Annotated in this window: 10 protein-coding genes; all 10 read right to left on the bottom strand. The window is 60.3% G+C overall.

Features of this window, described 5'->3' with window-relative positions:
* Positions 1–34: 34 nt before the first annotated feature.
* Positions 35–688: an alginate O-acetyltransferase AlgF gene (locus tag AACY52_RS23520; protein WP_339417650.1), complete on the bottom strand. Its 654-nt coding sequence runs from the start codon at positions 686–688 to the stop codon at positions 35–37.
* Between the two features lie 16 nt (positions 689–704).
* Positions 705–1,889, bottom strand: a complete 1,185-nt coding sequence (locus AACY52_RS23515) for an alginate O-acetyltransferase (protein ID WP_339417652.1) — start codon at positions 1,887–1,889, stop codon at positions 705–707.
* A gap of 11 nt (positions 1,890–1,900) precedes the next feature.
* Complete coding sequence (locus tag AACY52_RS23510) at positions 1,901–3,433, bottom strand: MBOAT family protein (protein ID WP_012722328.1); 1,533 nt, start codon at positions 3,431–3,433, stop codon at positions 1,901–1,903.
* Positions 3,434–3,647: 214 nt separating this feature from the next.
* Positions 3,648–4,757 (bottom strand): mannuronate-specific alginate lyase, encoded by a 1,110-nt coding sequence (locus tag AACY52_RS23505; RefSeq protein ID WP_339417655.1) that lies wholly within the window; start codon positions 4,755–4,757, stop codon positions 3,648–3,650.
* Between the two features lie 24 nt (positions 4,758–4,781).
* A complete protein-coding gene (locus AACY52_RS23500) occupies positions 4,782–6,227 on the bottom strand; it encodes an alginate O-acetyltransferase (protein ID WP_339427208.1) in 1,446 nt (481 codons plus the stop codon).
* Positions 6,228–6,238: 11 nt separating this feature from the next.
* The gene (gene algG / locus AACY52_RS23495) at positions 6,239–7,813 is read right to left on the bottom strand and encodes a mannuronan 5-epimerase AlgG (RefSeq protein ID WP_339417657.1); all 1,575 of its coding nucleotides are present in this window, start codon (positions 7,811–7,813) and stop codon (positions 6,239–6,241) included.
* A complete protein-coding gene (locus AACY52_RS23490; RefSeq protein ID WP_339417658.1) occupies positions 7,813–9,300 on the bottom strand; it encodes an alginate export family protein in 1,488 nt (495 codons plus the stop codon). Before AACY52_RS23490 ends, algG begins: the two co-directional genes overlap by 1 nt.
* Positions 9,297–10,820: an alginate biosynthesis TPR repeat lipoprotein AlgK gene (gene algK, locus AACY52_RS23485; protein WP_339417659.1), complete on the bottom strand. Its 1,524-nt coding sequence runs from the start codon at positions 10,818–10,820 to the stop codon at positions 9,297–9,299. The genes AACY52_RS23490 and algK overlap by 4 nt, the downstream gene beginning before the upstream one ends.
* Positions 10,821–10,828: 8 nt before the next feature.
* Positions 10,829–11,995: an alginate biosynthesis protein Alg44 gene (locus AACY52_RS23480; protein WP_339417660.1), complete on the bottom strand. Its 1,167-nt coding sequence runs from the start codon at positions 11,993–11,995 to the stop codon at positions 10,829–10,831.
* 37 nt (positions 11,996–12,032) lie between these two features.
* On the bottom strand, positions 12,033–13,514 hold the full coding sequence (gene alg8 / locus AACY52_RS23475; protein ID WP_314569913.1) for a mannuronan synthase: 1,482 nt from the start codon (positions 13,512–13,514) through the stop codon (positions 12,033–12,035).
* Positions 13,515–13,583: the final 69 nt, after the last annotated feature.

Raw genomic sequence — 13,583 nt, 5'->3', positions numbered from 1 at the left:
CCCACAGGGGAACGGAGTCTGGTCGAAAAATTGATCAGCGGGTCGACACTGGGCGTTTCACCCAGACTGGCGACAGGCTCGAACCGGAACCCGTAACGTACAGCACGGCGGCTTCACCGCGCTCCAGCGCAACTGGCTTCAGGTCGCTGACTTTCTTGTCGCCGTCATACAAGGCCAGGCTCACTTTCACCGGGTTGATTTCGCGCTCGCCGCGGCCTTTGGCAGCCACGGTCTTGACCACGTCGGTCTTGCCGTCAGCGGTTTTCAGGGCCAGGGCCTTGTCGCTGAGGTTCTGCACGCGCACCAGGGACTTCTGCTTATTCTTGAACGGTGGTTCTTCGATCAGCTGTGGCTGGCCGCTGCCGTTGTTGACCAGGGTGTAGTAGTGGTCGGCGGCGAGTTTGACCGGTACGGTCTGGCTGCCCACCTTGGCGCTGTAGTCACCGCCCGGCATGAAGCTGAAATCGCTGCTCGCCAGCGGCGCGACGTCGCTCAGGTTGGTGCTGCCAACGGTGGCGCTGACTTCTTGATTGGAGGCGTTGTAGACGCGCACGAAGCTTGAACCTTTCGGTGCGACGGGGCCGTACAAGGCGGCATCACCGGCGAAGGCCGACATCGAAGCGATGCTCATGCCAGCGGCGAGGGCCAAGGTTTTGGCGAGACGACGAGGAGTTGTAGTGAAAGTCATGTGAGTTACCTCTCTTTCAGTTGTGCGCCCGGTCGGGCGTCTCGGATTTTTGATGTTTAACTGGGGTGTTCTGTGCCATGTCTTGTCGGCGCGTACCGGCTTGTTTAAGTTGCGCAACCCACTTGGGGTCGGCATCGCCGATTTCGTTGTTCACGGGCAGATAACGTTCAGGAAACTCCCAGATCAGCACCTGTGGCGGGCTGTTCTTGAAGTCATCGCTTTTGAGGTAGCTGAGCATCGGCAGGATCGGGCCATGGCCGTCTTCGGCGTAGCTGACTACGTCGCTGCCCAGGGCTTGCTTGAGGGCGCCGACGAAGTTCCAGTTGGGGTTGGCGCTGTAGCTGGTGCCCACCAGTGCCACCGGGGTTTCGCTGTCGCTGAACAGCGCGTCGTCACCTTTGGTTTCGGCCAGGTGCGTGACGCGTTTTTCCAGCGGCTCTTTAGGTGGCATCAGGTTTTCGAACAGCGGGTCCAGGGGCAGGAACAGGCGCAGGTCGCCTTTGTGCGGCTCGGTTTTCTCGGCTTCGGTGACAAAGCGTTGAGGCTCGCCGCTCAGCGGGGTCTTTTCGGTAATCGTCTTGGCCAACTGCTTGGCGGCAATTTCAGCACCGTCCGGCGTCCAGTGAGTGTCGGTGCGCAGGAACACCTGCTTGCCAGCGAGCTTGGCCTGTTGCAGTGGGCCAAGCAGGTCGGGGGCGATGATCTTGTCGGCGGCGACACGGGCGTGGAAGTCCTGGTACAGGTTGGCGTGGATGCTGGCCGGTTTCACTTCACCCAGGTGTTCCGGGTACAGGCGCACCTTGGCCGGCACGATCGCCATCACCAGTTGAATGCCCTGCGCCTTAAGCTTCTGGCGTACGCCTTCGACCAGCGCGTAGTTGCCTTCAAGGTTCTGGTCTTCGTTGACGATGGGGTTGAACTCCTCGTCGCTGTACAACCAGTGATCGCGACCCAGTACCACGCCAGGGCGACCTTCATTGAACAGCTTATAGTCCAGCGCTGCCCACAGGTTGGTGCCCAGGCGTTTGATCGGGAACTCTTCGTCGTAGTGCGTCTCGACAGCCTTGGTCCAACGGCCGTTGAGCACCGTCGCGTCGGCATTGGTGCTGAATCCGAAGAAACTGCGCAGCGACCAGGCACCCAGGGTCAGCAGCAGCACCAGGAACAGGCCGATATAGACGACGCGTAATGAACGGGTCATGGTCGGCTCCCTCAGAATTGGAAGTAAAGGAACGGCGAGAAACTCTGCGCCGACAATTTGAGAATCGACGCCACGAACAACAGCAGCACCGCAGCGCGCATGGCGTAGCGTGGCCAGTCAGCGGTCCAGTAGGCCGGTTGCACGGCGGCATCTTGGCCCACGGTGAAACCGGGCTCGTGGATGCTGCCAGGGTTGTCGCCCGGTACGGCCTTGATCAGGCTCGGGTCGGCTGGCTTGGTCTTCTCGGCAGGGCGATTGGTGTAGAAGTCGCGCAGGCCAAAAAACGCCAGGGTTGCATAGGCCACCACCAGCGTTGCCACTTGCAGGCCGGTGAGGTTGGCGCGGTTGAGTTCCGACAGCGACCACTCGCCAAAGCTGAACATCGCACCGTACATGCGGCCGGCGACGTGCAGGTTTTCGGCGCGGAAGATCACCCAGCCCATTACCACCAGCAGGAAGGTAAAGGCCCACCGCACGGGGTTGAAGCTGCGCGGCGAGGTGTTGAGGCCGATGGCTTTTTCAATCGCCAGCCACATGCCGTGCCAGGCGCCCCACACGATGTAGGTGATGTTCGCACCGTGCCACAGGCCACCGAGCAACATGGTCAGGAACAGGTTGCGGTAGGTGGTCAGCGTGCCTTTACGGTTGCCGCCCAGGGTGATGTACAGGTAGTCACGCAGCCAGGTGGAGAGGCTGATGTGCCAGCGACGCCAGAACTCGGTGATCGACTGGCTGATGTACGGCTGCTTGAAATTTTCCATGAAGCGGAAACCCATCATCAAGCCCAAACCAATCGCCATGTCGCTGTAGCCGGAGAAGTCGAAGTACAGTTGTGCGGTGTAGGCCAGCGCGCCGAGCCAGGCATCACCCGTTGTCGGGTTTTGCAGGGCGAAGCAATGGTCGGCCACCACCGCCAGGGTGTCGGCGATGAAGACCTTCTTGATGAAACCCTGCATGAACCGCGTGCAGCCCTCGGAGAACTTGTCGAGGGTGTGGGTGCGGTTGTTGAACTGGTCGGCCAGGTCGCGAAAGCGCAACACAGGGCCGGCAATCAAGTGCGGGAAGATTGCCACGAACGCTGCAAAGTCGATGAGGTTGCGCGTGGCCGGGGTGTCGCCGCGATACACGTCGATGATGTAGCTGATGGACTCGAAGATGTAGAACGAGATACCGATCGGCAACAACACGTGGGTCAGGATAAACGGCTCCAGGCCCGCCGACTTCATCATCACATTGATGCTGTCGACGCCGAAGTTGGCGTACTTGAAGTAGCCGAGGATGCACAGGTCGACCACCACGCCCAGCAGCAGCCAGCGCTGGGCCGGCTTGGTGCGCACGCCTGCCGCACCGACCTTGAGGCCGATCCAGTAGTTCCACAGCGTCACCGCGGCGAACAGCGCCAGGAAGTCCACTCGCCACCAGGCGTAGAACACGTAGCTGGCCAGTAGCAGCAGCAGGTTGCGATAGCGTTGCCCGCTCAAGTAATACAAACCGAGAAAGATCGGCAAGAACAGAAACAGGAACACATTGGACGAGAAAACCATCCCGATCTCTCCATGTTTAACAGACAGTCAAGGGCCAGAGCCCCCCCAAACCCCCCCACGAAATTCGGGGGAGGGCGGTACAACAATTTCACTGTCGAAACCGGCTCAGTGTGGGAGCTGGCTTGCCTGCGATAGCGGTGTGTCAGACGACATCAATGTTGCATGTCATATAGCTATCGCGGGCAAGCCCGCTCCCACAGGGGACCGAGTCCGGTCAGGAACCTTTGTCGCCTTTCTCATGCGCCGGGTCGTACACCTTGGTCAGGTCGCCCCCGAGGCGGAACGTCTTGAACGGCTGCATCCCGTGTTTGCGCTCGATCACATCCGGCGCACAGGTGTAGAGGGTGCAGAACGGCTCAAGCCATGCGTATTTCATGTCTTCCCTGAGGTCCTTCATGTCTTGCTCTTTGCCATTTTTCTGCTCGAAGATTTCCGGGTCTTTCACCCCAGCCAGCACTTTGTCGCCCAGGCGCTTGAGCGCGCTGTTGTTTTCCTGGCGCAGATCAACACCGTTGACCAGGGCAAAACTGGCGATCATTGACAGCGGCGGCAGGGCGTAGTTGTGGTACGACAAGGCGCGTTGCTGGCGTTTCAATTCGTTCGGCAAGAAGCCTTGGTCATCGACCTGGTTGACGCCGACCTTGTATTCCTTGACCGCCCAATCAAACAGGTCGCGGCGGTTGGTGGCGACGGACGTTGCCATCACCGACCAGGCGGCCCAGTAGGAGTGGTTGTTGGTTTTTTCCAGGGGCAGGTTGTCCCAGTCACTGACTACCTGATCGGCCAGTTTGTTGAACCAGGCTTCGATCAGTTGCGATTCCTGCTGGTGGTTAGCCAGCGGGTGCGAGTCGGAGAACTTCAGGCGCACATAGGCCGAGGCCATGCTGCCCAGCGCCCACTTGCGCATGGATTTGCCGGTGTGGTTGAAGTCCTTGGACATCAATGCATCGGCCTTGGCCCACGATACCAGCCAGTTCAGGGTGCATTCGAGTTGCTCGGGGCGACCGTCGCGCATGAACTGCATCACGCGTTTGCTGGTGTCTTTTTCCAGCTTGGTGATGTCGGCAGTGCTGTCGCGGAAGGCTTTTTCGGATTGCACATTCAGCGTGGAACGCGCCTTGTCGGAGCCTTCGTACTTGCTGCGAAACTGCAACGGCCCGGTGTACGGCGTCGGCATGGTGTCGCAGTTTTTCTTGAAATCGCCGGTCTTGAACGCTTCAATCGGTGCGAAATAGCCTTGTGGTGGACGCAGCGGTGCCGCGGCGTTGACGGAGCCTGCGAACATCGCCAGGCCCAGTAACGTAGGGATCAATAACTTCTGCATAGGTAACCTCATTGCACGCTTATTTCAATGCGTTGATGCGGTTTTTTGACCGCCGCTTGGGAATACGTTGCGTGTGCAAATTTTCGCTTCGACTTTCTGCGCGGCAGCGCCTGCTTCGGGGCCCTGCACTTCCACGGCCAGCAAGTTCTGAGAGGCCCAGTCTTCATCGGTGCGCAGTTCAAAGGCGAAACGCCCGTCTGTATCGGATGTTTCGGGTTTCTCGATCTTGATGTCCTCGTGGCGACCGTTCATGTACCAGAGGGTGGCTTGCAAGGTTTTCACCGACGGGTCGGCAAAGCGGATATCAACCTGATGGTTGGCGTTGCGCAGGTCTTTGTTCGAACTGTTCACCAGCAATTCGTTCTTGCCGGGTTTCAAGGTGGTGCTCGCGGCCATCTGCGCGGTCTTGCCTTCGCAGCCGTTATCGAGCAGGGACATCATCTGGCGATAGATGGTCTCCTGGTCGAGGCGATACAGCGGCGAGAACTCCCAGATCAGAATCTTTGGCGGCGACTTCTGGAATTCGTCGCTGCCCAGGTACTGGAGCATCGAGCCTTCAAGACCACCACCGGGGAAGGCGACGTTGAGGATATCGGCGCCGATTTCCTGTTGCAGGAAGCCGGCGAAGTTGTAGTTCTTGCCGCTGTGACTGGTGCCCACCAGGGTGATCTGCGGGTTGCTCGAATCGCCGAACAGGTCGCCGTCACCGGCTTCGCCCTTCGGCTCGGTGGTGAACTGGTCCATGTACTGGATCGCGTAGCTGGTGCCGCACAGTTGCCCGGCCATGTTATGCAGGGTGCCGGTCTTGCCCATGCGCCCGGAGCGCTTGGTTTCGAATTCGCGCTTGGGAATATCGGCGAATTCAGGCATGGCACGCACTTTGGCGCCGACGATTTTCGCGGTGCGCTGGGCGCCGTACGGGGTCCAGTGCTGGTCGCCACGGAAGTAGAAATCGTGGGCCGGCAGCTCATCCGGCAGTTGCTCGTTGGTCAACGGCGACAGGTCCGGCACTACGTAGCCCATCTTGGCGAAACGGCCAAGCATGGTCTTGTAGTTGGTCAATGCCTTGTCGAAATCGAACTTGGCTTTTTCCTCGGGGTTGAGCTTGTTGCGGTTCACCAGGCCACGGGTCGGCTGGTAGACCACCACCAGTTCCACACCCTTGGACTTGAACGCGTCATGCAGTTGTTGCATGCGCTTGTAGCCAGACGGGGTAGTGTCGAACTCGGTACGCAGGTCTTCCTGAGTACGGAACAGCCAGTCGCCCTGGGCTTGTACCAGGGTGGTGAAGTTCTGCTGATAACGTGTGGTGTAGTTGCGCGCGTCATGGGCGGCCGGGCACAGGCTGCAGCACGGCTCGGCGGTGAAGGTCGGCGCCTTGATTTCGTCGGCGCGCACGCCCTGGCTGGCCGCGAGCAGGCCGAGGGTCAGACCCGAGAGGCTCAGCAGTTTGATCATGTGTGGGTGCATAAGGGTCATCCTCAGTCCTGCATTTCGGTCTGGCGTTCGACAGGGTCGATCAGCACGGCTTTCTGCTGGCGAACCAGCAGGTCGAGAATCTCTTCCTGGCGATCGCCAAGCACGCCGGAGAAGCTGATGCCGCTGGATTTGGTCGGCGCCAGCATCGACACGCGGTACAGCTCGATGCTCAACGGCGAGTCGATGGACAGCGGCCCGCTGCCGTTACCCGCCAGTTCACCGCCGACCACGATCAGCGAGACCTTGGCGTCGAACGGGTCGAGGGCGATGTCGCGGTCGGTGTCGGTCAAATCCTTGATGTGGCCGTAGACGCCGGTCAGGCCGTTGGCCATGGCAGTGTTTTCGTACAGCTTGATGTTCACGCTGTTACGCACGCGGATACCGTGGCGACGGTTGGCAATCACTTTGTTGCCCCACAACAGGTTGTCGCCGCTCTCATAGAGGGTGATGCCGTCGGTGTGGTTACGGTAGATCTCGTTGTCGGCGATCAGGTTGTTCACGCTGTTACGGTCGATCACCAAGCCTGAAAGTTTGTTGTCGTAGCTGCGGTTGTTGAAGATGAAGCTGTCGTTCACTTCACGGGAAATGATGATGCCGTGCTTCTTCTTGGTGCCGTAGACGGTGTTGTCCGCGATGATCAGGCCATGGGAACGGTCGTGGGGGTCAATGCCGTAGACGATGTTGTCTTTGTAGGTATTGCCCTTGATCACGAAGCCCGTGGTCTCGTAGCAGTAGAAGCCGTACCACATGTCCGAGAACTCGGAATCAATGATCCAACCGGTCGGCTCAGGACGCTTGAGCACCTTGGCCATGTTCGGCGTGTACTGGGAAATACTCACCCCGTACGACTTACTGTTGGCGTAGCCGAAGCTGGCCATCTTGGTATTGGAGATGTACGTCTCGGTGCCGCCCCAAGCCAGCAGGAACGGGCGAAATTCCTTGGCCGACTTGAACAGCGCCGGGCCGTTTGCTTTTTCGCTCCAGCCGGTGACTTTAGTGTCACTCACAAACAGCTGGCCATCGTTGATCAGGAACGAACCGGCTTCCTGGGACAAACGCAATTCCTGGGTTTTCTTGTCGATTTCCAGGATGCCTTTGCGCCCGACCACGATCGGCAACTTGGCCAGGAACACGCCCGGCGAAGTTTCGCTCAGGTACTGCTTGGGCACCTTGCCCAGCAGGTCCTTGAGGTTCATGTAGCCGTCATCGACAAAGATCGCCTGGGGAATGCCGTGCTGGCGCACCACCCATTCGGCCATCTTGTTGTCACCGCCAATGAAGTCCTTGAGGGCGTCTTCCTGCATCATGCGACGGATGCTGATCTTGCCCGCTTTGCCCCGCACGATCTTCTTTTGCATCGCAGCAGCGGTGTAGCCCGACAGGTCCGGCAGGGCCGGCTTGGCCATTTCCAGCGGCGCGGTCGGCGGGCTGGAAATAGTGTAGGTCTTGGCCTGTTGCAGTTCTTTGGCGATGGTCGGCGCCTTGACCTGCTGCGCGGTATCGGCGAAAGCTGTGGCGCTGGCCATCAGTATCGCGGTCACCAGCAAGCGTTTAGGAATCATTGCGCAGGCTCCCATCAGAACTTCCAAATCACGTCGACAAAGGCGCGATGCATGTACGAGTCAACCTGGCTGCCATAGGCGTCACCCGGCTTGAACACACCGGCACGCAAACGCACCAGCGCAGACGGCTCATCAATCGACTGGCTGAGCGCGGCCGGCAGCAAGCCGGTCTTGAAGTACTTGGTAACGACCAGATCCATCTCTTGGCCCAGGTCTTTCTTGCCGTCTTCAAGCGGCAGGGAAGTGCTGGACAGGATCGCGCCGGTCACATCGTCGGTGTTGTTCTGTACGGCATCGATGCCGTTGCTGCCCACCGGCTTGTTGCCGTCGACACGCCAGAATTTGTGGTACACCAAACTGGCGTCGTAGTCTTCGCGCAACTGCCAGGAACCGAAGAGACTCATGGACTGCATGTTGTTCATTTCGCCACGGAAGGCTTCGCCGAAGCGGTGCACGCGGGACTGGGTGCCGGTCCAGTTCGAACGGTTGCTTTGCAGACCGTTCTGTTCGTATTCGGCGCTGGCGCGGGCGTAGGCCGCACCCACTTGCCACTGCGGGTCGAGGCGCAGGCGAATACCCAAGTCGGTGGCCCAACCATTCACGTCGTCGCTGCGCTTGGCCTGGTCGGGACGGGTGCCGTCGGCCTTCAACGCGTTGACCGTGTCACGGTCGCCCTGCATGCCGGTGATGCTCGCCCAATAGTTGACGGTGTTGGTGTTGCGCCAGTTGTACGCGTCGCTGTTGGCTTCGATGCCGAGCCAGGTCAGGTCGCCGTTCTCGCGCTTGTCCAGCGAGTCGGTCGGTTGGCCCGGTTCCGGGTAATCGAGCTTACCGTTGTCATGGGTGTGGTGGCCGCGCAGGCCGATCCATTGGCCCGGCGTCCACTGGTAGGACGCGTCGGCGTACAAGTGCTGACGGTCCTTGTCCTTCGGCGACAGTTCCTTGAGGTCGGTGCGGTATTCGCTGAAGCGTTCGGCAACGCCGACATTGGCCTTGAGCAGGGTGGTGTCGAAGGTCCAGTTCAGCGCTTCGATGTTGGTGTCACGCCATTGGCCGTCGTCATTGCGCAGGCGTTGACGACCCAGCTTGAGGATCTCGCCGGGGTAAGGCGTGAAGCCGCTGTAGCCGACCCAGAACTCGCGCATGGCCAGGTAGTTTTTCTTGGCCTTACGGTCGTTGTTGGTGGTTTGCTGGTTCTGGTCATCGGCCGACTGTTGCAGCGTATCAGTCTCGATGATGTCGCTGGACACCACCGCCTGGCCCATGGCGTAGGCGCTCCACGCACCGCTTTCGCCGTAGATCCAAGGACGCAGGTCGAGGCCGACGCCGTTGACGTCGCCGCCTTTCTGGGTGCCGAGATCGCGGTCATCTTCGGACTGCGCGGTGGCTTTGACTTCCAGGCCGAAGTTCTTGGCTTCGGTCAGCGCGGCCAGGGTCGGGCACGACCACAGCAGGGCGAAGGTCAGGCCGATGCCGGCTTTGACGAATGGGTTGAGCTTCATAGGGATTCCTCGCCGTCTTCTTCTTGCAGGGCGTGCAGTTGCAGCGTGCTCTGGGCCAGGGTGCCGCGTGCGGCCAGTTCCTGTTGCACCAGGCGTTGGCCTTGAGCGCGTTGCTCAGGCGTCAGCGGCGCTTCCAGCTGCGTGGCCAAGTCATTGGCCTCTGGCGTGCCCTGGGCTTTAGCCAATTGGCTGAAGACATAGGCATTCAGTGGGTCGGGCTTGGTGCCCTTGCCTTGAGAAAACAATTGGGCGATGGCGTAGTCGGCACTCTTCTGGCCGTTGCGCGCTGCCGTCAGCAAGTGGTCCAGCGCTTTTTGCGAGTAGACCTTGCCCAGGTAGCCACGGCGGTAGATCTGGCCGAGGTAGTAATCGGCAGCCACTTCGCGGCCTAAGGCGTTCTGAAAGTGTGCTTCGGCCGCCTTGGCGTCTGCCGGCACCCACTTGCCTTCGTAGTAGAGCTTGCCCAGCAACAGCTCGGCGCGCGGCTGATCGGCGGCGCGGCCGTTGTCCAGGTACTTCATCATCTGGTCGACGTCGCCGAGTTCCGGGAAGTCGTAGAGCAGTTGCGCCAGGCTGACCCAGGAAGCCGGGTAGCCAGGCGCGATTTTTTCCAGCAGCGCCTGGGCAGTTTTCTCGTCGGTCTTGCCCAGCGAAGCATCACCCAATACGCGAGCAACACTGTCGACGCGTTGTGCGGTGACGGTGCCATGGCTGTAGCCTGCTTCCATTTGTTTGAGCAGCTCGGCCTGTTTTTCGGGCTCGGCTTTTTTCTGGTAAACCGTGGCCAGCTCGACGTAGCAGATGTCTGTGGTGTTGAGCGCGGCTTTACAAATGCGCTCCACATCATCCAGATGCTGGTCGTAGGTGTCCTGGGTGCGATACAGCAGCACCTGGGCCAAGCCGGCTTCCGGATAACCCGCTGCTTGCCACTTGCTGATCTGCTGCTGGGCGTTCACGTTCGCAAAGCTGTGCGGGTATTGCAGGTACAGCATCGCCAGCGGAATTAACGTGTTGCCTTCGCCATTGGCGAAGGCTTTTTTCAGCAGGCCTTCGGCTTCATGGTGCTCGGCTTCGGTGGAGCCGGGCTTGGCCACCAGCAGGCGACCGAGACGAGCCTGGGCACGGGACGAGGTGCCCGCCGCCGCACGGTAAGTGGCTTCAGCCTGTTTGATTTGCGCCGGATCGCGGGTGCCTACCTGGATATCGGCCAGGCCCACTTGGGCCTCGCTGTAACCCAGGTCTGCCAGTTGCTGGTAATTCTGCTGCGCGGTGACGGTGTCGCCACGCTTGAGCGCTTCATTGGCCAGGCGTTGGTCGGGCAGGCCGGCGCAACCGGCGAGGCTGACGGCCAGAGCCAGAGCGCAATACACGGCGGCCGAATGAGATCTGCTCTGTGTGGGAGCTGGCTTGCCTGCGATGCGGGCACCTCGGTGTTGCAGGTGTACCGAGTCGATGCCATCGCGGGCAAGCCTGGCTCCCACAGGGGGCTGTGCTGTTCTTGAAATTGGGTTCACAGGCATGTCCTCGCTTACAGACCGTGAGCCATGGCTTTATCGATCAGCCAGTTCAGCGATGGGCCACGGTCGCTGGTCACTTCGACCGGGCGGCCGGCGTAAGTGCTGTCCAGCGGCGCGTCAGGCTTGATCTGCACGCGGATGTCCGAGGACAGGTCGGCACTGTTCAGGCTGGTGCTGCTGACGATGGTGCCCGTGCGCAGTTGTTCTTCGTCGGCCACCTGGAAGCTCACCGGTGTACCTGGGCGAACGTCACCAAACTGGCGATAGGTGAAGCGCGCTTCAACGTTGGCTTGGGCGCCGCGCGGTACCAGTTGGAAGATCACATCGCCTTTGCTGGCGTACTGACCGTCGGCGACCATTTGCTGGGCAACGATGCAGTCGCATGGCGAAGTCAGGGTGCCGGTCATTTGCTTGCCGAACAGCTCCTCAACCTTGGCCGGTTGCAGTTGGTCTTCATCCAGATGGCCCTTGAGCACATCCAGCATGCTGGTGCTGAAGGTGGCCAGTGGTGCGCCCTTAACCGCGATCGCATCACCCTTGAGCAGGCTTTGCACGGTGCCGTCGCGTGGCATGGTTACGTTCATGCCAGGCACGCTGACAATGCCGGCCTGGGCGTGGCTGACGAAGTACATGCCGTAGACCGACTTGAACACAAAGCCGAACGCGGCCAGACCCACCAGGAAGATTGCCAGGCTGAAAGTCACGGCGCGCAAGCGACCGAAGGCGCTCATGTTGCTGCCACTGTCCTTGACCTTGCGCGCCTTGGTGAAGTTGTCACGCTGCAGGGTCGCGAGCACGTCGCCCATGGTCACGATGTCACCGGACAAGTGCGAGGTGATCAGGTGGCGCAGGGTGGAAATATCCTGGGCATCGAGGTTCTGGAACTGGCAACCGGTGCGGCCGGTCTGGCGGTCGTAGGAGCGAATCTGCAGCTCCACGTCCATGGCCAGGCCGAGGTTGTCGATGACGAATTGCAGGCGCCCCTTGTGCACTTCACCGATGGTCAGCGGCTGCGTCGCTGTGAACGAGAGGCCGCCGGCGGACAGGTCGTGCACGCGTGCTTCGGTCGGCGTGCGGTCGGTGTTGAAAAAGCGCAGCTTGGCCGGGATTTTGACACGGGCGTGCTGGCGCTGGGCTTCGGATTCGTGGACTACGTTGGCGTTTACTGGACTGTTCATCAGGGCATTTCCTAGAGTTAATTCAGGCTTGGCAGGGTCAGACCATCATCAGCAACACGGCAACGAATATGCTGCCGGCGGAGAAGGTCATGGTCCGAGACGACCAGGTGTTGAACCAACGTTGAAAGCTGGCCAAATCGCGGGTCAGTTTGGTGTCCTGGCGGGTCCAGGACTGTTGATCAAGGCGGAAGAACACGTAGATCTTCACCAGTGCGCCCATGATCTGGTTGTAATAGAGAATCACCGGGTAGGCCGGGCCGATCTTGTGGCCGGAGCACGACAGCAGCAGGGTCAGGATCAGGCGGGTGATGCCGATCCACAGCAGGTACGCAAGGATGAACGCGCCGCCGTATTTGAAGGTGGCGATGATCGCCACGGTCAGGCCGAGCAGGGACGTCCACATCGACACGCGCTGGTCGAACAGCACCACGCTGGTGAACAAGCCCAGCCGACGAACACCCAGGCCCAGGGCACGGGAGTTCTGGCGCAGGTTGTTGCCGTACCAGCGGAACATCAGCTTGCGGCTGGCCTTGATGAAGCTTTTTTCCGGCGGGTGTTCCACGGTATTGATCGCGGCGTCCGGCACGTAGAACGTGTCGTAACCCAGGCGCATCAGGCTGAACCAGCTGGACTTGTCGTCGCCGGTCAGGAACTTGAAGCGGCCCAGGCGCCAGTGTTGCAGCGAGTCGCTTTCCACATCGGCGATAAAGCCCGGGTCGGTCACTACGCTGGCACGGAACACCGACATACGACCGGTCATGGTCAGTACGCGCTTGGACAGGGCCATGGAACACATGTTGATGTGGCGTTGGGCGAAGCGCAGTTTGTGCCACTCGCTCATGATGTAGCCGCCGCGCACTTCGCAGAACTCGTTGGTGGTCAGGCCGCCGACATTGCCGAACAGCTGGAACCACGGCACGGTCTTGCGCACGACGCCTTCGGCGAGCACGGTGTCGCCATCGATCACCGCAACCACTGCACGGTCATCCGGCAGGTGGCGGGAGATGGCGCGGAAACCAAAGGCCAGGCCGTCGCGTTTGCCGGTACCGGCGATCCGCACGAAGTCGAGCTTGACGTGCTCCGGTGGGTTCATGCGTTCCCACAAACTCTTCACCAGCAACTCGTCGGACATTTCCACCAGTGAGCAGACCACGGTCGTAGGGAAGCCGCATTCGATGGCTTCGCGAATCACCGAGCTGTAGACCTGGGCAGTGGTCAGCGCATCGATACGGAAGCTGGTGACCATCAAGAACACATGGGAGGGGTCTGCGGCCTTGCCCAGCTTGCGCACTTTACGGCGCAGGTGCGGGTAGACCACGTACAGGAACAGCATGCCGCGAAAGAAATGCGTAGCACCCATCGAGTAGCGCCAGATACCAACGGCGCCAATCAGGAAAATAAAATTCTTCGACTCAGAGTCGAACGTACTCGCCGGCAGCAGCAGGGCGAGTCCCAGCAGCAGGCTCAGGAAGAACAGCCAGCCGGCGGATTGGAGCAGTACGTGTTTTAACTTGGACATGAGCGTCATCCGAAGGTGAAGAAGGCTCCAGGCTGCAAGCGCTGGGGATTGGTACGCTTGCAGCCCGGA

It is taken from the genome of Pseudomonas sp. EA_65y_Pfl1_P113, assembly GCF_963970525.1.
GTDB lineage: Bacteria > Pseudomonadota > Gammaproteobacteria > Pseudomonadales > Pseudomonadaceae > Aquipseudomonas > Aquipseudomonas tritici.
The sequence above is the reverse complement of the archived record's forward strand: the minus strand, read 5'-3'. Positions and strand labels throughout refer to the sequence as shown.

What these genes read in the sequence shown, in the direction of transcription:
- AACY52_RS23515 (WP_339417652.1), bottom strand. Translation starts at nt 1,889, where the DNA reads ATGACCCGTTCATTACGCGTCGTCTATATCGGCCTGTTCCTGGTGCTG.
- AACY52_RS23490 (WP_339417658.1), bottom strand. Translation starts at nt 9,300, where the DNA reads ATGAAGCTCAACCCATTCGTCAAAGCCGGCATCGGCCTGACCTTCGCC.
- AACY52_RS23500 (WP_339427208.1), bottom strand. Translation starts at nt 6,227, where the DNA reads ATGCACCCACACATGATCAAACTGCTGAGCCTCTCGGGTCTGACCCTC.
- alg8 (WP_314569913.1), bottom strand. Translation starts at nt 13,514, where the DNA reads ATGTCCAAGTTAAAACACGTACTGCTCCAATCCGCCGGCTGGCTGTTC.
- AACY52_RS23520 (WP_339417650.1), bottom strand. Translation starts at nt 688, where the DNA reads ATGACTTTCACTACAACTCCTCGTCGTCTCGCCAAAACCTTGGCCCTC.
- AACY52_RS23480 (WP_339417660.1), bottom strand. Translation starts at nt 11,995, where the DNA reads ATGAACAGTCCAGTAAACGCCAACGTAGTCCACGAATCCGAAGCCCAG.
- AACY52_RS23510 (WP_012722328.1), bottom strand. Translation starts at nt 3,433, where the DNA reads ATGGTTTTCTCGTCCAATGTGTTCCTGTTTCTGTTCTTGCCGATCTTT.
- algG (WP_339417657.1), bottom strand. Translation starts at nt 7,813, where the DNA reads ATGGGAGCCTGCGCAATGATTCCTAAACGCTTGCTGGTGACCGCGATA.
- algK (WP_339417659.1), bottom strand. Translation starts at nt 10,820, where the DNA reads ATGCCTGTGAACCCAATTTCAAGAACAGCACAGCCCCCTGTGGGAGCC.
- AACY52_RS23505 (WP_339417655.1), bottom strand. Translation starts at nt 4,757, where the DNA reads ATGCAGAAGTTATTGATCCCTACGTTACTGGGCCTGGCGATGTTCGCA.